This window comes from Prevotella pectinovora, from assembly GCF_041323955.1.
GTDB classification, from domain to species: Bacteria; Bacteroidota; Bacteroidia; order Bacteroidales; family Bacteroidaceae; genus Prevotella; species Prevotella pectinovora.
The window spans coordinates 2,196,595-2,216,036 of sequence record NZ_JBGLIV010000001.1; the positions used below are offsets into that span (position 1 = coordinate 2,196,595).

The following is a 19,442-nucleotide window of genomic DNA, read 5'->3' on the forward strand; positions in this document are numbered from 1 at the left end:
AAAGTAAAGTAAATATTTTTCACATTTTTAATAGTTATATAAATAAAAAAAAAGTTTCGTTGTTTTATCTCACAATATTTAGAATACTTGAATGGTCGATACCGCAGGAACTATTTCCACGGGAAAACCATCGAAAGCCGATAACCCTATAATGTCAATACAATGACTGAATTGGAAGCGTCTAAGGTTACGACAATCACAAGTGTTTTTATTGTTTGTTCATAATATTTCCGAAATAGCGTTGCAAAAATAGGAATTAATTTCAATACCTCAAATAGTTTGTAATGTTTTTTAACATTATATTACGGCAAATCAGACGATTAGAAATCACGCTAAATACTTTTTTAACCCAAATCGGTCGTTAGGGCTTGCCTGGATTTTGTTTTTTTAGAAGAGTGGATTTTGTTTGGCTTTTAATGAGTAATAGCGAGCTATTGCGAATTAAAAACAGGCAAAAGACACCTTATAAAAAGCAAAAGACTGCAAGCAGTTGTAAAATATGACATTAAACGGCCTAATGACCGATTTGGGTTTAATAGATATTGCTCAATGGAGAAGGCAAAACTGAAGGTTTCCTTAACACTAATCAAGAAATATACTATAAGGTAGGATATTAACACGTTGGCGGATTTAAACCCAAATCGGTTATTAGGGCTTGCTTGGATTTTGTTATTTTAGAAGAGTGGATTTTGTTTGGCTTTTAATGAGTAATAGCGAGCTATTGCGAATTAAAAACAAGCAAAAGACACCTTATAAAAACAAAAGACTGCAAGCAGTTATTAAAATTACACTTTAAACGTCCTAATGACCTCTAAGTTTGCAGAAGATTGCGACGAAGTCGCATAAACTCCAAAATAATCAAGGTAAAACTATGATTGCTAAAGACAGTTTCGTACCTTTGTTGTAAAAAGGTAGAATCGGTCTGTCGAAGAGGTAAACCAGCTAATGACCCAGCCGTAAAGCTATAAATCGTTTAGGTCCTCATCGACATAGTTGCAAAGACCAGATAGAAAGTTATCGGCTCTGAGCCTTGTTAGAGTGTTAGTCCATACAACTATTGACCAATTCTACACAATATAACTCGTACAAAGTTATGAAGAATTTATTTATCGGAGTTGATTTTTCGAAAGAAAAAGTTGATGTGGCTATCCTTTTTGCAGACGGACTGGCAGAAACCGCTGCTAGAGTGTTCAACGAGTTCAAGACAACCGTGTCTGGCTATAGGCAGTTGGTCAAGTGGGTTGAGCAGAATTCCTGCGGTATCGACTCGTCCTTGTGGCTCTTCTGTGGCGAGAACACGGGCGACTACAGCAAGGGACTGTGCAACTTCCTCTACGGTAAAGGCTACGACATGTGGCTTGAGAACGCAAAGAGCATCAAAGACGCATCTGGTCTTAGACGATTGAAGTCTGACCGTGCTGACGCCTCGATGATTGCAGAATACGCCATGAGGAATTACGATAAAGCCGTTATGTACGAGCCTCTTAGCGAGTCGCTTACACAACTGCGTGAGCTGTTCCTATACCGTCAGATGATCGTAAGACACAGATGCAGTTTCCAGGTGCGTAGAGGCGAAAAGCGACTCACTATGGAGAAGTCGCCAGTCAAGACAATGATTTCGCAGAGCGGACGGCACATCGTCTCTGAACTCAATAAGGAGATAGAGAAGATAGATAAGCGCATTGCCGATCTCATCAAGTCGGACGAGGAACTCACCGAGGTGTTCACCATCGTGACCTCGGTGCCTGGCATAGGAACGCAGAACGCTGTGTGCCTGATGGTGTACACCGACAACTTCCGGCGTTTCAACTACGACTCACGCAAGATTGCCTGCTATTACGGCCTAGCTCCATTTGGCAAAGATTCGGGAACCAGTGTGCATTCCGATCCGCATGTACATTATATGGCTAACCGCCAGATAAAGGCCATGCTGACGCAAGCGGCACTAGCTGCCGTCAACTTCAATCCCATTATGGCGAGGTACTACATGCGCCTCGTAGAACGAGGAAAGAAGAAGCAGGTTGCACTGAACAATGTCAAGAACAAACTTGTACATTTGGTCACAGCCATGGTCAGAAATCGCCAAACATTCACCCCTGAATATAAAATCTCAGCATAAATTGAAAATAATGGTCAAAACATTTGGATATTAACATAGAAAGCGATTTGGGTTAAATCAGTGCACACTTAATTCGAATGACCATTATATGATCTAATGACGGTTTTGGGCTAAAATTGGGCACGGTGCTTGCCCAACGGGGGTAACGTGCTTGCCCAACATGGGCAACGTGCTTGCCCCACTTGGGCAGATTTGCTGTCAGACAAATGCCCAACTAATTCATATTGCATACTCATATCCCTGTTTTCAGGATTCTGCCAACACAGACAATCTCTGTTGTCTAAATTCCTAACATCTGACAATTACTTTCATCTGACGATTGCTCACACCTGACAATTCTTTTCACCAGCAAACCATCCAGACAATTGGCTGACAATCTGACTTACCCTAAAAAAACTTGACACTTTTGGATGCCTAAAACAAAAGTGTATGAGAACAAAAGTAAAACGTGAAAGAGATCGTGTCCTAAATGAAGCGACAGGTCAGTATGAATGGGTATGGGTAGAATCCACTCGCTACATTCATGATGAAGAAGATCGAGTACTTGCTGCACTTGATTTCCTTAAAGGCGAGAATACGCCTGAGGAATTAGTTGAGAAACATCATATTTCCAACATTCAGGTGCTGTTTTCTTGGGTAGGTCGTTATCTTTCTGAAAATCGTTTAGTATCTTTGCAGGAGAACAACGATGACACTATGGCAAACAAAAGTAAAGACGAGCAGATCAGAGAATTGAAAGCAGAGCTCAAGAAAGCAAGAAAAGAGGCAGAACTAGAGAAACTACGTGCCCATGCCTACGACACAATGATTAACCTTGCAGAAGAAAGATTCAATATTCCAATAAGAAAAAAATCTGGCACCAAACAGTAAGTCTGCTCCGCGAAGAGTCTTCACCAGCATCGATGAATACCCTTTGCAGGCTGTTTGGTTATAGCAGACAGTCGTTCTACAACCGTGAAGATCCAGACAATGACTTTGTCGATAATGCCTTAGAAACCATGATAGTGGAGAAGGCCAGAGAATACCGTAAGGATAACCCTGGACTTGGTTGTGCCAAACTATACCTCATCGTCAAACGCTTGTTTGAATCCACTGATCGTATGCCTGGACGAGATGCGTTCATAGAATTGCTCCGTGCCAATGGATTGATGGTGCAGTTGAAAAGACGTCGTCACTACAAGACAACTGACTCCAGTCATCATTACCACAAATATGACAACTTGATAAAGGATGTGGTTCCCATGCGACCTAACGAAATATGGGTCAGTGACATAACGTACATAGAAACAACTGAGGGTGTGTGTTACTTGTCGCTTATCACGGATGCCTATTCTCATAAGATTGTGGGATGGGCAGTAGGACCGACCTTGGAAACCATATACCCATTGGAGGCACTGCGTATGGCACTGGCAACAATTGACGATGAAACAGCATCCCGTCTCATCCATCATTCTGATAGAGGAAGCCAGTACTGTAGTGCTGCATACGTTAAGGAGCTAAAGGCACATAATATAATGATAAGCATGACCCAAAGCGGTGATCCTCTCGAAAATGCCATTGCAGAACGCGCCAATGGCATCATCAAAACAGAATGGCTCTACAAGATGAGCATACCGTCAATAGAGAATTGTAAGGAAGAACTGACTCGTATCATACGTTTCTATAATACAGAACGTCCGCATATGAGCATTGGATACAAGACTCCCGAAACGGTACATACAGAAGTTGGAGAACAAAAAAGGTGTTGGTGCAATCCATGGAACAGACCTGCTGCCACAGGCAGCTGATAGGTTTTTCTTAGCCATACAGCATCTCCTAAAATAATGGGCGCTGCCCCGAAAGACAACGCCCATACCACTATTTCAGTGTGATGCAGAAACCTATTGCTGGCGAGTTGCTCCTCAGCAGAGCTCGCTTCCTCTTCGGCTTCTGACAGCAAAATTACGAAATATTTTTATTTCTTGCACTAATCAAAGGAATAATCATTAACTTTGCAATTGGAATGCGAGAAGGTAGTAAAGCAAATCAGTTTACTGATGAAATCTTGTAAAACAAATCAGTTCAACTAACAGAACTTGTAAAGTAAAACAGAGAACTGAATAAAAGTAGTAAACCTAATTAGTTAATCGCATCCAATTCTGTCAACTAATTTTAGGAATAGTCAATCGCCAGGTAGTCAACTGTCTATTTGTCAGAGCATTACAACAAAAAACCAGATAATCTGACAGTTTTTACCGATTTTAGGTTTTATGTCATTTTAGGTGAATTGGGGTGAGATTTCCACTGGCTAAGAATCATCAGATGCTTTTCAGAAAAAGGGAGTGCCACAAGCATTCGCAAATCCACGAAAATCCACAAATAAATCCAAAGAATACAGGTTTAACCCAAAACGGTCATTAGGCCGTTTATTGTATTTTATATTTACTGCTTGCAGTCTTTTGTTTTTTATAAGGCGTCTTTTGCTTGTTTTTAATTCGTAATAGCTCGCTATTACTCATTAAAAGCCAAACAAAATCCACTCTTCTAAAAGAACAAAATCCAGGCAAGCCCTAATGACCGATTTGGGTTTAAGAAAAAAAATCAGTGAAAAAGTCAAATCCGTGTTCTCCGTTAAATCCGTGTTTAATTTTTTGTCCATCGCCGAAGGCTGATGGACAAATTTATTATCACTGATATATTAGTTCAGTGTTGAAGTTGTGTCCCTGGCCTTCGGCAGGGCCACAAATCAAAAAATTAAACACTGATAACACCGAGGAGCACGGATTGGTCTTTCACGGATAATTTTTTGATTTTATTGGTTAATGATGCTTGGATTTTGGGAGGGATTAAGCCGGATTTGCGAGCACTATGGTGCTCCCACTTCAGATACCTTTATTACACCTACTATTGACTTCAGCCCCCACCTAGCCTCCCCCGTAGGGGGAGGGACAGATACTCTCGGTTGTCTGATATTAAATGGCTTACCCACAAACAAAAGTAACCTGCATCTCCCCTTCGGGGGAGAACGAGAGGGGGCTGATGTCTGTGGCTGAGTAATATGCCTCTACTGAAGGAAGGATAGGACAGATGAAAGGGTGGATGAAGTCGTTGTGTCCCCAGCCTACGGAATGGACAGAAACGGAAAAGACCTATCCTCACCCGAAGGAAAGGACAGGTCCGTATAGATTGTTTATTGTGTATCAAAAAACTAAATGTATGTCTGGTTCCATCTGCATGGTTACACCTACTATTGACTTCAGCCCCCACCTAGCCTCCCCCGTAGGGGAGGGACAGATACTCTCGGTTGTCTGATATTAAATGGCTTACCCACAAACTAGAGTAACCTGCATCTCCCCTTCGGGGGAGAACGAGAGGGGGCTGATGTCTGTGGCTGAGTAATATGCCTCTACTGAAGGAAGGATAGGACAGATGAAAGGGTGGATGAAGTCGTTGTGTCCCCAGCCTACGGCATGGACAGAAACGGAAAAGACCTATCCTCACCCGAAGGAAAGGACAGGTCCGTATAGATTGTATTGTTTATCAAAAGATTACTTCACAGTCACCTTTACGCTCTGTGTGCCATTGGCAGTGCGAGCCTTTACAACATACATACCTGCTGGGAGACTTGGAGCCACCTGAGATACGCCGTTGTAAGAACGGACAAGCTTACCGCTGAGGTCGAACACATCAGCCTGAGCACCACCGAGAACGAGCTTGCCAGTCTCAGCATTGTAGTAAACATTGCCGGCTGCGCCGTTGTTCACATCCTGGATGCCAGTGAGATTCTGCTTGAAGCCTACGAAGAGAGCTGCTGCAGAAGCCTCGCAGAATGTGTTCTTTGACTTAGGAGCCCAGAAGCGGAGTGATCTGTTGCGAGCACCACCCCAGTTGAATACTCTCCACAGTGCAGGGAACTCTGGATTTACAGAACCCTCCTGCTGAGCGCAGATAACGAGGCTCTTGGTTGGGTCATACTCGAATGGAGTGTCGAGCTTCAGTGAAAGCATGTTGTCATTGCCAGGATAGAGAGTAACAGGACCGTTGAAGACCTGTGTCATAGTAGACTCATCAAGCCACTGAGAAGCATCAGTGAACTCTGTGAGGTCGCTGTTTGCCATCCATACGGTGAATGTACCGATAGGAAGAGCATCATTAAAGCCGGTGCTGTCATACTCATAACCGATACGCTCGATAATGTTAGAGTCGCTTGGCTTCTCGGCGAAGTCTGACTTCAGATAGATAGACTGTGAACCGCTGACGCCGCCTACACAGCAAGTCGGAGTGTAAGTAGCATCCCACTCATCTTCGCCAGTAACTACCATAGACCATGGAGTAGCGTCGCCGAATGGGATAACATTTACCTTCTTAGCCTCAGAAGTGTTGTTGCCGTTGAACTCGTCCTTAGAGTAAACGACGCGGAATGAGAAGTTATAGTCACCCTCGCCCTGCGGTATGAACTCTACATTAACATCAGCTGTAGACTCAGCGCGAACGACAGGAGTCTCCTCTGTAGAACCAACAACAGTCTCTACGCCGTCGATGTTCTGGAGTACCTCAACCTTGTAAGAACCAGCCTCGACAATCTCGCTACCGTTGTTCTTGACGTTAGCCTTGCACTTGTTGTAGTTGCCGCTCACAGCGTCGCCACCGAAGATCTCGAGGTCGAGAGCCTTGATGTCGTTAGCAAACATAGGCTCAATCTCTACGCCATAGAAGTTGAATGTATCGTAATCTGTATTGTCTGATATACAGAAACCGAAGTAGTAAGTACCGTCCTCAGGAGCAGTGAACTTGTCCTCGTATGTCACGATCGGATTGATGTAACCAGAAGCGCTATACTCAGTCTCCTCACCGATCTTCTCTGTCATACCTTCGAGAGTAGGAGTTGTACCAACGTAGCGGCCGATTGTGTGACCAACTTCAGGCCAACCGTTGTTGAACTTAGAAGTGAAGAGGTATGTCCTACCCTTCTCCATACGGAATGCAGGAGATGCAGTCCAGTCCCCACCTACTCCAGCGTAAACGGTGAGCTGATATGTGTGGTTCCAATCTGCATAATTCCATACATTGCCATCGCCAGCCATCGGGTTCTCAAATGCTGTCCACTGTCCAGCCTCATCCTCAGTCTCTGTACCGAACTTCACTGGTGGAAGTGGTGGAATACCAGCCTCAACATCGTTGGAAACCACAGCGCCGCTCACACCTGCCGGTGTCTTGGCAACGATAGTGTATGAGTACTTGCCTCTAACGAGAGAAGCAACCTCCTCATCGGTGAATGTAGTAGCCGCGAGGTCAGAAGCAACTGTCTTCTCGCCCGGGTTACGAACGATGTCATACTTCAGAGAAGCAGGGTCAACGTAACCGTTGTTCTTTCCGTCAACCGGAGCATCCCATGTGAGCTTGACGTTCTCACCATCGAGAGCGGCAGTGAAGTTTGTCACAACGCCAGGGATATCAGCACCGGCAACGGCACGGATGCTGTCTGGCACACCCTTCTCACCGTCCACACGGCATGGCACGATATAATATGTGTTGATGCCAGTCTCCGGCTCAGTGTCTTTCCATGTCATCTCCTTACCGATGTTCTCTGCTGTAGCAGCAACGGTAGCGATAAGCTTGGAATTGTCAAAGAGCTCTTCTGAAGAATTCACGCCCTTGGTATAAGAAGCGTTCTTGCGATATATCTGCACATTGGCAAGTTCCTTCAGCTCGTCGCCAGCCCATGTTGTGGTAGGGTTCTTCCAAGCGAGCGTAATGTCGGTAGCACCCTGTGGGTTAGGTGTAGCTGTGAGGTCGGTAACGCGACCTGCTGCATCACGGTTGTCAGCCTTGAAGTAAGGGATATACATACCAACGATCATGTTGCCAGGAAAGAAAGACTGTGGATAGTCAACATACTTGCCGGTCTCAGGATTGAGTTTCACGAAACGGTCGTAGTTGCTTAAACCATCTGTAGATGCGATGAGGGAAGCGAGGTAGAGGTCGCCTGTCGTATAGTCGAACGAGAGAGAGCCGTAACCGTTTACGAGTACGTCCTTCTTGTCCATATCCTTGATACGCATTGGCTTGCCGTCTACCTTCTCGAACTCTGCATCGTATTTGTTGAGAAGCGTACCAGACCACTGGAAGCCTCCGTCCTCAGCATTAGTCCAATAAATAGCTACGGCATACATGTTGCCTTCGTAGTCGAAGCAGAAATCAAGAATCTGGTCTTGGAATCTTTTAACTTCACTCAGTTCACCAGTCTCCTTGTCTATAGTATAAAGGATAGAAACAGCATCTGTATACTCATCCTTCTGATATTTTGCCATTGCATAGACCAGGTCTTCTGAAGGATTGTAAGACATGTCCTGGATGACAGGGAAAGCCTGATCACCAGGTCTGTTATACCAAACTACGGTATATTTTCCCTCAACATTACGCAAATTCTTGATTGAGGTAGTCTCACCGGTTTCGACATCGAGGGACACGAAATCCTCGAAGCCGCGCCACTCCAAGTCAGGCATGTTGGAATTCATGCCAGCCGCACCATAGAATCCATAATACTTGTCGCCACCCCAGCAACCAAGGAAGAGACCATTCAGCTGCTCACCGATAGCATTTTCAAACTCTCTGATGCGGTTCAGCTTACCTGGGTTAGAGGTATTGAAATAAAGCCAGCTACGCATCTTTGACTCGTCCTCGATCTGTGTTGCGTAGATCTTGGTTCCGAGTGCCTTGTCGTCGATTCCCGAAGGAGCGTAAGACGGGGCTTCCACCTTAGCAGGCGACTTAGCCTTGGTACGCTCAAGTGTCGGGAATGTCTTGACCTTCTGCTGTCCGAATGCGGAGAAGGCCATAACCCCAGCAAAGAGGAAAGTAAGAAATGTTTTTTTCATTGTCTTAAAAGTTAATTGATTAAACATGTGTCATATTAAACGAAAACTCATTCGTGTATTTTGTTGTGTGCAGGTTGTAGTGTCATCACTTGCCTTCTTTACTTGTTTTTTCATTTACCGGTCACAGTGTCACTACTGAAATCCTGCGGAACGCAAGCTGATATGTCGGTCAGACTTGCAGTGTTGTGTCGTGGAACGTTCCTTTAAACCAGAACCGACGTTATGCCAGGACCAAGGATATAGGGTTTACTAATGTCGATTGCCCTGAAAAAAATGCAGATTGAGATATTAAAAGGAACCCTTGACCGCCAGAGGTCATTCGCCCGGCAGCCAAGGTTGATATAGTTCTGTTTATTTAACAGTCATTGTGATTCCGCCCTTAACAAGAGTCTTTGGAGCTACAGCACCCTTGGAAACTGTTGTAGTGGCAGAATACTGGCGTGCAGAAACACCTGCAACTACTGCCTTAGGCTTAGCCTCACCCTGGAGCCACTCAGCCTTTGAAGCATCTGGAGTGGTGAACTCGAACTTGCAGATTTCGCCCCACTCGCCCTTATTGTTCTGACCTACAGAGATGGCATAGTATCTTGTGCTTGCCTTAACGTTCCACAAGAAGCTGTCAACACCGGTGTGATTGGTGTAAGCTGTGGTCTGCTCTGGGAAGAGAACAATGTTGTTGTAGTAATCAGGGTCTTGGTCATATACATCAGCCTCAACAAGACCGTCACGATAGATGTTTGTCTGATCGTTAGGAGTGAAGATCACACGCTGTACATACTGTATTGTTTGATCCTCAGCTGTGTACTTGTAGAACTCTTCAGCTGGAACCTCAGCAGAAACCAAAGCGGCTCCGTCACCACCGGCACCAACAGTCTTAACCTTGACAATTATATAGTCACCGAGGTTACCGTTCATGTCGACAGGAACGATGGCAACCTCATACTCAGAGCCAGGCTCCTGGTTCTTCCATTCGATAGTCTCAACACCGCTATACTCAATCTGGCTCCATCCTTTGATCATATCGCCAACGTTAGCGAAGCCGAAGAATGAGCCCATTGTATTGAATGTACCGAGGATACCACCGCTTGCAACATCGAATGCACAAGCATAGTAGCCGTAGCAGTCTTCGTTAGGAGTGACGGTGATCTTGAAAGAAGTTGTAGTAACTTCAGACACCTCTGCAGTAACAGTAGGTTTGCCGGCGAGGGCAGCCTTAGGAGTCTTGAAAGTAACCTCAGACACACCGCAACCGATTCCATACTCATCGAAACCGAGAGTCATAAGAGTATACTCTGAATCATCAACGAATTTCTGGTCTGCTGAAGGGATTGTCACCTTGGCACCGTTAGAGAAATCATCATACATGACAGGTGTGCCATACTTGTCGATATAATTGGCCTTCTGAGCCTCTGTAGTCATGTTCTTTGCAACGTTTGTAGCAACGCAAGCGAGCTTGAAGCCCTTGCAGGCTGGGCTGTTCTTTACCTTGCACTGGATTTCAGCACCCTCGTCTGTCTTGGTGAAGCTGTCGAAAGTGATCTCAGCCACTACCTTACCTTCTACCTTACCGAAGAAGATACTGTCGATGCGCTCTGCGAGGTAGCCGGTCATCGCACCATTAACGTCTCTTACAAGCACACGGTTAGGGTTTGTCTGTGCGTTGCCTACCAATGCGAGCAGCGCGAATACTATTGTGAAGTATAGTTTTTTCATTATCTTTAATTATTAATGTTTTCCTTAATGTTGAACTGGTTATTAACTTGGCTTACTTGGCGAACTTGATAGACTTGCCGCCAGCCTTGAACACGTAGACACCCTTCGGCAGGCTCTCCACGCTGATACGCGAACCGTCGAGACGGGCACCGATCATCTGCTGACCATTGATGCTATACACAGCACCCTGCTGGCCGTTGGCACCGTCTGCCCATACATACTGTCCATCGAAATGTAGCATCATCTCGGACGCATTGCCATTCGTAACGGACTGGATGCCGTTTACAAGATCCTTGAACTTGATTGATTTCACGTCGCCGTAGTTGAGCTGCAGCGTTGAGCCATCCTGACTCAGCACGTTGAAGCCGTTCTCACCGAACGTGATCTTTCTAAAATTGGTAAGCTCAACTGCATTGTCGGCCTTTCCCTGGACGCCATAGAAGACGAGAGACTCCGCATTGTCGGCAAATGCCGAAGCGGAGGCAAACATAGCCAATGCCACCAAACATGATTTCTGTTTTTTCATAATATAATTAAATTTTTCGCAAATGTATGAATTTCTTTTTAAAAGTCAAAGAGTTTGGCGAATTATTAACATTTAAGATGCATAAAAAAAGACAAGGCTGATATATATACATATATTATGCCTTGCCTTTATCATATACTTGGTTGTATCGACATTCTTTAATCAAAGAGTCAGCATGTCAACCAACCTGTCTGTCAACTTGCATATCCGTCAACCGGCTTACAATGTCACCTTCACTGTCTTCACAGCGCCGTCCACCTTGACCTTCAGCAGATAAACGCCCTTCGACAGACCAGCCACGTTGAGTAATGAAGCGTTGCTTGCACCAGCCACCTGGCTACCAGCGAGGTTGAAGAGCTGAGCCTCATCGCAGATTACAGCGAAGTTGAGCACATTGCCGTTGCGTGTGATGCCAAGCTCATTGCCTGAAACAGTGATTATACCAGTCTCACCGATTCCCTCGTAAGAGAGGCTGATTACCGGTGTGTGCTCTGTACCGTAAACTTCTGCCAATGCTGACTGCTCTGACTTGCCGTTGCAGAATGCCGTGCGAGGATACTCGATCTGGAACTCATAGTCAGTGAGCCACTCCGGATGTTCGCTATTGCTTGTTATGACATTGCTGCCCAATGGACTAACGAAATCCATGCAGATGTTGCCGCCCTTATATTCATAAGGTGTAGGGAAGTTGATTACCAGATACTTGCCCTGGCCAACGCCGGATACTGTCAAGTCGCCGTCGTATACAGTAGTGAAGCCGTCGGTCTCAAACAGTGCCTTTGTTCCTGCATCGTTGAGCACGTGTGAACGTGATGTCTCCTTGAAAGAGATCTTGGCAGGGAAGGTAAAGCTTGAAGCGCTGTTGCCGTTGTAAGGGATACGCATGCCTGTGAACTTCACGCCCTTCTTCTGCAACTGCTTCTCGAGGAAGATAGCCTGACACTCAGCGTATGGGTCGAAGAGATAGAACGGTGTATGCCATCCCTGGTTGTTGGCGTTATTCAGGTTGATCCATCTTGCGTCGTTCTCTGAATGAACGGTCACTGCGATTGGTGTCTCAATAGTGTTGTCAGCCGGATATGTGTCAGTAGCGAGTTCTACTCGTGCTGTAACGTTGATCTTGCCTTCAGCGCTTGGATACCACTCTACAGGCACCTCTACAGTCTGATCCGGAGCCACTGCCACTCCCTTGCTCTCACCGATAACAACGTGTGTGTCGGCATCAAGAAGAACTACCTTGTAGTCGTTTACAACAGCAGAACCCTCGTTTCTAACTTCAACGGTGAATCTCTGCGGAACGTTGCAGTTCACCTCGTTAGAACCTGTGAGCAGCTGGGCGCTGAGGTCAGAAGTGCTGTATTCACGAACTGAAACGTCCTTCAGATACATGAATCCGTGGTCAGCATCGCTGTAAGCCTGGAAGCCGATGCGGGCTGAACCGCTCTCCTCTGGCTGGAAGTTGTCCTTGCCGTGGAAATAGATTCCCGATGCGGTGTGGAATTCTTCGCAATCATAGATAAGCTGCTGCTTGCCTGTGTTGACAGGCTCCTGGCAGAGCATCACTCTCATCTTTTCCCAGATTGGTTCCATGTTGTCAAACACCCAGTTGATGGTCCAGTATGTGTAGCGCACCTGGTATTCCTTGTTCTTGTCGAATGTGAAGGCCGGTGTATAGAGCCAGTCGTCAGCATCGTTGTTTGTTCGTCCGTAGGTAGTGGTATTTGTCTGGTCATCGAAATACCATGTGCCACCGTCTTCGTTCTTGTCTACAACGAGCCATCTTTCAAACTCCTCCTTGGTCTGGAGCGATGATGTGAACGGGATGTTGCCCTCAGGACCGAAGCTCAAGCTGTTTGATGTGGCTGCTGTTCCCTTGCCCTTTCTGTTTTCCGGAGTCACAACGTATGTATAGCCCTTTGTCTCAGACACGGCGTCGGTAACGCTTGTCGATGTAGTTCCGGATACGATGGTCACGTTGTCAGGCATTCTCACAACGTCGTATTTCAGAGACGCAGCGTCGAAATATCCTCCCTGCTGTCCTGCTGCCGGAGCCTGCCAAGAGATTGTGGCGTTGGCGCCGATTGCCGAAACGGTGACGTTCTGTGGTTCGCCCGGAAGGTCCTCGCCCACGAAAGCAGCATACTCTTTGTATACTCCGTCGCCTGAAGCGTTGTACGGCACCACCTTATATATATAGTATCCGTCAGCAGATGGTGTGTCTGTCCATGTGACAGCCTTGTTCTGTGATGACTCTGATATGGTCTGCACCAGTTCGCCGTTGCGGTACACCTTCACGCCTGAGAGGTCAGCGAGGTTGCCGTTGCGGTAGTTCAGGTTTGGTGTAGTGAAAGAGAGCGAAGCGCTGAGAGCGCCATTGGCATCGGCGGCAACGGTGAAGTTGCGCGGATAAGACGGTGTTGCGTCTGGCACATACTGATAAGGTATTGCCATGGCGAGGAGCTGCAGGTCGTTGCTCAGAGAGGTCTTGCTCTTTGCCTCACCGGTCTCTGCATCAAGCTCCACGAAAGATGCACCGCCGTCTTCTGTCTGTGCCAGCCACCACAGGCGGTGTGTGGTCTTGTCAAACTCCATGGACTGGCTGTAGTCGCCCATTCTCACTCCCGTATCCACACCGGTGTTTGTCATGGTGCAGGTCTTGGCGGCAGCGTTGATGCTCGAGATTTCAATCTTGTTGAGCATACTTCCTCTGGCGGTCATGCTCATGGCGTAGAGACATCCGTTGTCGGCAGCGAGGGTGAAGATCAGCGACGGTATGGTGGCCACGTGCTTCAGCTCAAGGGATGTACGGTCGATTTCATAAATGTAAGACGTCTGTGCGTCGGTGTCGTAGTTCAGACCGAAGATTCTGTCTGTCTTGGGGTCGTAGGTCATCTCGTCGAGGATGAGAGGTCTCCTGTCTGTAGGATTCTGTATCATCTTCTTTGCCACATACTCACCGGTGTTGATGTTCACCACGCTGATTGCCTTCGGCATGTTGATATTGTTGTAGAATGTGGTCTCGAAAGCGTAATACTCGTCGCCCACGTATGTTCCGGCGGTGAGGATAGGTGTAGATCCGGCGATGTAGCCATAGTCGCGAATCCACTCGAACTTTCCGGGATTGTCTGAAGTGAGCTTGATGAGTCCCATTCCCTTCATGTTCTTCTGGTAGCGCATCTGTCCGAAGATGTCTGCCTCGCCATCCTTTACATTATATATATAAGGGCGGTCGGCGTTTGCCTTCATGATGCTCTTAGCCCACTGTGGACGCAAGCCTTTTTCTACTTGATTCGGTATAAAATCGCCAGAGATATTGCCTACCTGGCGTGCCGGCACTGCGTTCTGTGCCATGGGGGCAGCCAAAATTGTAAGCATACACCCAAATGTCAATGAAAATCTTTTTAATGCAGACATAGTTTAAATATTAAAGGTAATTTTGATGCAAAGTTATATTTTTTTTCCAAATAGTTGTAATTAATTGAAAAACTTTTGTATTTTTGCAGCAAATTCATGGTGTTGGAGACGGCTATGGTTTTGTATCATCCGTTTATTGCATGTCTTGGCAGCATTCCAGAGTATAATTAATTAGCATAAAAGACAATAAACATTTGCGCTTAGGCGCAGGGAGCAACACGACGGTAAACTCATTCTCGGTCTCCACAATTTAAGAAAAACTTAAAACTTACGTGATGAAAAACTTTACCCAAAAAATGTTTTTTGCAGGTGTATGTGCGTTGATGTTCACCCCTGCAAGTGCACAGTTCCTGGCAAGAGAGAAGGCTTCACAGAACAAGGTGACAGCCCCGGTTTCACTTCAGTCTGAGGCTCCTGTCGTAAAGAAGGCTGCCGAAGGCAAGAAGCAGGGATTCAAGATGCAGCTTCTCTCTGTAAAGAAGGCTGACGGCACCAACCCTTACGCCAAGTACGGTGAATTCGAGGAGTTGCTCTATGAGGATTTCTCTAAGCTGACGACAGGTAGCGTCGGCAACCCTGATTTCAACACAAACCTGTATAAGGCATTTACACAGGTTGACGACTACGATGGACATAAATACGAAATTCCATGGTACAGCTTCAACCCTGACTATCTGAACACACAGGGTGTTTATGACGAGAAGCACGGTTCTGTAAGCCGTTGGGGTGTAAACAACGGTTTCCCTGCCGGCGGTGCCCTCTACATGTATCTGCAGGACGACGATGAGGATTGCGAATACTCACAGAGTCATGTGAATACCTGTCTCATCGACTGCTCTAAGTATCAGGGCGACGTTCTCCTCCAGTTCGACGCATTTACAGACAACGCCAAGAGCACAAACTTCATCTCTCAGGTAGAGGCTGCAGAGACAAACGGCATGGGTCCACAATGGAATGTATTGGGAAGCCTCACTCTTCCTGAAATCAACAGCGAGAGAAAGACTTACACAATCCTTTTCCGCGGCGCTGACAAGTCTACTATCTTCAACATCATAGGACAGCGTGGCGCTCTGGAGCGTGGCGGCGATATCTACGGAAACTCTTTCTATATCGACAACATCAAGGTTTCTGTATTGAAGCCATTCGTGAACGCTCCTGAGAACCTGAAGATGAAATACTACAAGGGAGACAACTTCAAGCTCGCTTGGGACAAGGTGGACGGCGCTGACAAGTATCTCGTAGACGTTTACACAAAGCAGGTTATCCAGAACGACATGGGCGGCACCCAGGAGACTATCGGCGACTACCTGCTGCAGGACGAGGAGACAACTGACAACTTCCTCCAGGTGAACAACGCAAAGAACGGCGAGGTTTACTACTACAGGGTTCGCGCAATGAAGGGCAACCATGTTTCTATGGAGTCTAACGAGGAGAAGCAGATCCTCGGCGTAGTAGCTCCTGCACTGGAACTCGTTGACAGCTATGCTGACTCTAAGTACACAGCAATGTGGAAGCCGGTTCCTGGAGCTGAGCGCTACAGCTATCAGGCATTCGCTGCAAACAAGATCACTGAGGACACAAAGTTGGCAGTTGTGGACACCAACTTCGAGGGCATGCCTTACAACCACGGATTCGAGTGGAAGGCGACAAGCTGGGGCGAGATAATAGAGCAGTATGACACTCCTAAGTATTCTACTACCGAGCCAGACCCAAGCGCACTAACAGGTACTTACACTTGTCTTGACAAGATGTCTGGATGGACGGCATACTGTTGGGCTCTCTATAAGGACGCCCTCGTAATCGACGGTTACCAGTCATACTTCAACGGCGAAAACGCTTCCCTGCAGTGTGCTCCAATTGACCTCTCTAAGGACAACGGCAAGTTCGACGTTACCATCACTCTGAAGGGTGAGTGCGCTCAAGGCTATGTAGATCAGGACAACAATCCTGTATATGCTCACGCTGGTTTGGCAACATTCGTATACGACCAGGAGCTTGACGACTACGTACAGGGTGAGACAAAGTTCATCGCGGATACAAACGACAAGGAGTGGAAGACCACTACTTGTAGCTTCTCTAACGGTTCAGAGGACATGATATTCGGTGTATTCGCTACATACGCTCCTTCTAACCTGTATATCCATGACATCAAGATTGAGCAGAACTACAAGGCTGGCGACACATTCATGAAGTCATTCGACTACTACTACCGCACAGAGGGTGTGGAAGTAGAGAAGAACGGCGAGAAGTATCTCTCACTGGAGATTCCATTGGTTGGCGAGACAGCCGGCAAGGATGTTTACCACCGCATGCAGTCTGTACGTCTCGGACAGGCAGCTAACCAGTTCACAAGTGCTACATTCTGCGAAAGCAAGTGGAGCAAACCTACACTCGTAGCTGAGAATGTGGTTACTGGTATCGAGAAGACTACTGAGGTAGGCAAGAAGTCTGCTACTGTATTCATGCAGGGCGACAACCTCGTTATCAACAACCCTGCCGGTGAGGAGGTTCACATCTTCGGCATGAACGGTGCTGAGCTGAACGCTGACAAGAGCGGCAACGCTTCTATCAAGATGGCTATGCCTGCTGACAACTCATTCATCGTTAAGGTTGGCAAGCAGTCTATCAAGATTGCTGTCATCAAGTAAGACTCGGATAAACTATAATCTGAAATAATCTCGAATGAGGGTGTGTCTATATGACATACCCTCATTTTTATATATTCCATTTAGAGTGATATCGGTTTTCATTTCTGACCGGAGGGCATCGATGAAGGATAATGGACATATTGTAGAACCGACGAAATCACTCTTCTAAAAAAAAACAAAAAACATGCAAGCGTTGACGACCGATTTAGGACAAATCATGCAGCAAGAACTTGGCGAAAGGCCCCATTTTGTCCCTAAAAAGTAAAAAAAGACACAAAAGTTTAATCAAGTCAAAAAATATTTGTAACTTTGCAACCCAAATGTATAAATAGTACATTTACACATTACTGATAAAACAGATGGAAAGCTTAGAGTCTTTGAAGATAGACCTGAAGAGTCTGGACACAGGCGCATTGAGCACCAGCTGCCACTTGGGAGACGAATTCTTTGAGGCGGCAGAGAGTGACGAGATAAAGAGCGGCGATGTGATGCTCTCTATTTCGGCACGCAAAAGTGTGTCAGGACTATACGAGATAGACTTCCATGCCGAGGGCACTGTGAAAGTGCCTTGCGACCTTTGTCTCGACGACATGGACCAGCCGATATGCACAGACAACAGGCTGCTGGCTAAGCTCGGAGAAGAATACTCAGACGAAGACGACATCGTGACGGTGGAAAAGGACGACGCAGTGCTCGACACCGCATGGTTCGTATATGAATCCATAGCCCTCGACATTCCCATCAAGCATGTGCATGCACCTGGAAAATGCAATCCTGCAATGATAAAGGCTCTCGAGGAGCACTCCGCAGCCCGAAGCTCGGAGGAGGAAAACGAAACGGCAGTGGATCCACGATGGAGTGAATTAGAAAAATTAAAATCAATAATTAAAGATTAAAGAAAAATGGCACATCCTAAAAGAAGACAGTCAAAGACTCGTACACTCAAGAGAAGAACTCATGATAAGGCAGTAGCTCCTACACTGGCAGTATGCCCTAACTGCGGCGCTTACTATGTATATCACACAGTATGCTCTACTTGCGGTTACTACAGAGGCAAGGTTGCTATCGTAAAGGAGACTGCAGAATAATACCGTCATGGAAAAGATAAACGCAGTAATCACAGGCATCGGAGGGTACGTTCCTGACTATGTGCTGAACAACCAGGAGTTGTCGAGAATGGTCGACACCAACGATGAATGGATTATGACGCGTGTCGGAATAAAAGAGCGCCGAATTCTCACCGAAGAGGGTATCGGCACCTCTTATATGGCACGCAAAGCGGCAAAACAGCTCCTGAAGAAAACGGGAGTTGACCCGGACACCATCGACGCAATTATCGTAGCCACAAGTACGGCGGACTACAAGTTCCCGTCTACAGCATCCATCGTGTTGGGCAAGCTCGGACTGAAGAACGCTTTCGCGTTCGACATGTGGTCGGCTTGTTGTGGATTCATTTATACGCTCGATACTGCCGCTTCAATGATCCAGAGCGGAAGATACAAAAAGATTATCGTTATCGGAGCCGACAAGATGTCGTCTGTGGTTGACTATACCGACCGCAGCACTTGTGCTCTCTTCGGTGACGGAGCAGCTGCAGTTCTCGTGGAGGGAACGACAGAAGACGTGGGTCTTAAAGACTCTTATTTCCGCAGCGACGGACATGGACTGCCATTCCTGCACCTGAAGGCTGGCGGTTCTGTATGCCCGGCTTCCCACTTCACAGTAGACCACCGTCTGCACTACCTCTATCAGGAGGGACGCACCGTGTTCCGCTATGCAGTGACAAGCATGAGCAACGACTGTGCACTCATCGCCGAGCGCAACGGACTGAACAAGGACAACATCCGTTTCGTGGTGCCTCACCAGGCTAACATCCGCATCATTGAGGCTGTGGCAAAGCGTCTGGAGCTTCCTATGGAGCAGGTGATGGTGAACATCGAGCATTTCGGAAACACCTCTGCCGCCACTATTCCATTGGCTCTCTGGGAGAACGAGAGCAAGCTGAAGAAGGGCGACAACCTTATCTTCACTGCCTTCGGAGCAGGCTTCGTTCACGGAGCTTCATACTACAAATGGGGCTACGACGGCAGCACCGTGGAGCAGGGATAACACACTCCTTGACTGAAACAAAAAATCTTTATATCAGATAAAGCGCATCTGCAATG

The 19,442-nt window shown here is 46.7% G+C and carries 11 protein-coding genes; 7 read left to right on the forward strand and 4 right to left on the reverse strand.

Annotation, left to right across the window (positions count from 1 at the left end; translation table 11 throughout):
* The first annotated feature begins 1,093 nt into the window (after positions 1 to 1,093).
* The 3 genes from ACDC99_RS08630 (at position 1,094) to ACDC99_RS08640 (ending at position 3,906) form a co-directional block, all read left to right on the forward strand.
* Positions 1,094 to 2,119: an IS110 family RNA-guided transposase gene (locus ACDC99_RS08630; RefSeq protein WP_042517114.1), complete on the forward strand. Its 1,026-nt coding sequence runs from the start codon at positions 1,094 to 1,096 to the stop codon at positions 2,117 to 2,119.
* Positions 2,120 to 2,548: 429 nt separating this feature from the next.
* Positions 2,549 to 2,989 (forward strand): hypothetical protein, encoded by a 441-nt coding sequence (locus ACDC99_RS08635; protein WP_052484576.1) that lies wholly within the window; start codon positions 2,549 to 2,551, stop codon positions 2,987 to 2,989.
* A 32-nt stretch (positions 2,990 to 3,021) separates the two neighbouring features.
* The gene (locus ACDC99_RS08640; RefSeq protein ID WP_042517742.1) at positions 3,022 to 3,906 is read left to right on the forward strand and encodes an IS3 family transposase; all 885 of its coding nucleotides are present in this window, start codon (positions 3,022 to 3,024) and stop codon (positions 3,904 to 3,906) included.
* Between the two features lie 1,740 nt (positions 3,907 to 5,646).
* Here ACDC99_RS08640 and ACDC99_RS08645 read toward each other — a convergent pair.
* The 4 genes from ACDC99_RS08645 to ACDC99_RS08660 all read right to left on the reverse strand — a co-directional run bounded on the left by ACDC99_RS08645 (position 5,647) and on the right by ACDC99_RS08660 (position 14,590).
* Positions 5,647 to 8,976, reverse strand: coding sequence for a T9SS type A sorting domain-containing protein (locus tag ACDC99_RS08645; protein WP_370756585.1), 3,330 nt, complete (start codon positions 8,974 to 8,976; stop codon positions 5,647 to 5,649).
* A 351-nt stretch (positions 8,977 to 9,327) separates the two neighbouring features.
* Positions 9,328 to 10,689 carry a hypothetical protein gene (locus tag ACDC99_RS08650; RefSeq protein WP_370756586.1) on the reverse strand — a complete coding sequence of 454 codons (1,362 nt, stop codon included), beginning with the start codon at positions 10,687 to 10,689 and terminating at the stop codon, positions 9,328 to 9,330.
* 52 nt (positions 10,690 to 10,741) lie between these two features.
* Complete coding sequence (locus ACDC99_RS08655; protein ID WP_042517394.1) at positions 10,742 to 11,215, reverse strand: hypothetical protein; 474 nt, start codon at positions 11,213 to 11,215, stop codon at positions 10,742 to 10,744.
* A gap of 219 nt (positions 11,216 to 11,434) precedes the next feature.
* Complete coding sequence (locus tag ACDC99_RS08660) at positions 11,435 to 14,590, reverse strand: hypothetical protein (RefSeq protein WP_370756587.1); 3,156 nt, start codon at positions 14,588 to 14,590, stop codon at positions 11,435 to 11,437.
* 335 nt (positions 14,591 to 14,925) lie between these two features.
* Between ACDC99_RS08660 and ACDC99_RS08665 the strand changes: the two genes are divergently transcribed.
* From ACDC99_RS08665 to ACDC99_RS08680, 4 genes are all read left to right on the forward strand, one after another.
* Positions 14,926 to 17,277, forward strand: a complete 2,352-nt coding sequence (locus tag ACDC99_RS08665; protein WP_370756588.1) for a fibronectin type III domain-containing protein — start codon at positions 14,926 to 14,928, stop codon at positions 17,275 to 17,277.
* Positions 17,278 to 17,636: 359 nt separating this feature from the next.
* Positions 17,637 to 18,173, forward strand: coding sequence for a YceD family protein (locus ACDC99_RS08670; protein WP_022316051.1), 537 nt, complete (start codon positions 17,637 to 17,639; stop codon positions 18,171 to 18,173).
* A 6-nt stretch (positions 18,174 to 18,179) separates the two neighbouring features.
* Positions 18,180 to 18,365, forward strand: a complete 186-nt coding sequence (gene rpmF, locus ACDC99_RS08675) for a 50S ribosomal protein L32 (protein WP_022316052.1) — start codon at positions 18,180 to 18,182, stop codon at positions 18,363 to 18,365.
* Positions 18,366 to 18,372: 7 nt separating this feature from the next.
* Entirely contained in the window at positions 18,373 to 19,386 is a 1,014-nt protein-coding gene (locus tag ACDC99_RS08680) for a beta-ketoacyl-ACP synthase III (RefSeq protein ID WP_022316053.1), read from the forward strand.
* Positions 19,387 to 19,442: the final 56 nt, after the last annotated feature.

Bases quoted from the DNA above. Each gene is read 5' to 3' on its own strand.
- ACDC99_RS08630 (WP_042517114.1), top strand. From the start codon at position 1,094: ATGAAGAATTTATTTATCGGAGTTGATTTTTCGAAAGAAAAAGTTGAT.
- ACDC99_RS08635 (WP_052484576.1), top strand. From the start codon at position 2,549: ATGAGAACAAAAGTAAAACGTGAAAGAGATCGTGTCCTAAATGAAGCG.
- ACDC99_RS08640 (WP_042517742.1), top strand. From the start codon at position 3,022: ATGAATACCCTTTGCAGGCTGTTTGGTTATAGCAGACAGTCGTTCTAC.
- ACDC99_RS08645 (WP_370756585.1), bottom strand. From the start codon at position 8,976: ATGAAAAAAACATTTCTTACTTTCCTCTTTGCTGGGGTTATGGCCTTC.
- ACDC99_RS08650 (WP_370756586.1), bottom strand. From the start codon at position 10,689: ATGAAAAAACTATACTTCACAATAGTATTCGCGCTGCTCGCATTGGTA.
- ACDC99_RS08655 (WP_042517394.1), bottom strand. From the start codon at position 11,215: ATGAAAAAACAGAAATCATGTTTGGTGGCATTGGCTATGTTTGCCTCC.
- ACDC99_RS08660 (WP_370756587.1), bottom strand. From the start codon at position 14,590: ATGCTTACAATTTTGGCTGCCCCCATGGCACAGAACGCAGTGCCGGCA.
- ACDC99_RS08665 (WP_370756588.1), top strand. From the start codon at position 14,926: ATGTTTTTTGCAGGTGTATGTGCGTTGATGTTCACCCCTGCAAGTGCA.
- ACDC99_RS08670 (WP_022316051.1), top strand. From the start codon at position 17,637: ATGGAAAGCTTAGAGTCTTTGAAGATAGACCTGAAGAGTCTGGACACA.
- rpmF (WP_022316052.1), top strand. From the start codon at position 18,180: ATGGCACATCCTAAAAGAAGACAGTCAAAGACTCGTACACTCAAGAGA.
- ACDC99_RS08680 (WP_022316053.1), top strand. From the start codon at position 18,373: ATGGAAAAGATAAACGCAGTAATCACAGGCATCGGAGGGTACGTTCCT.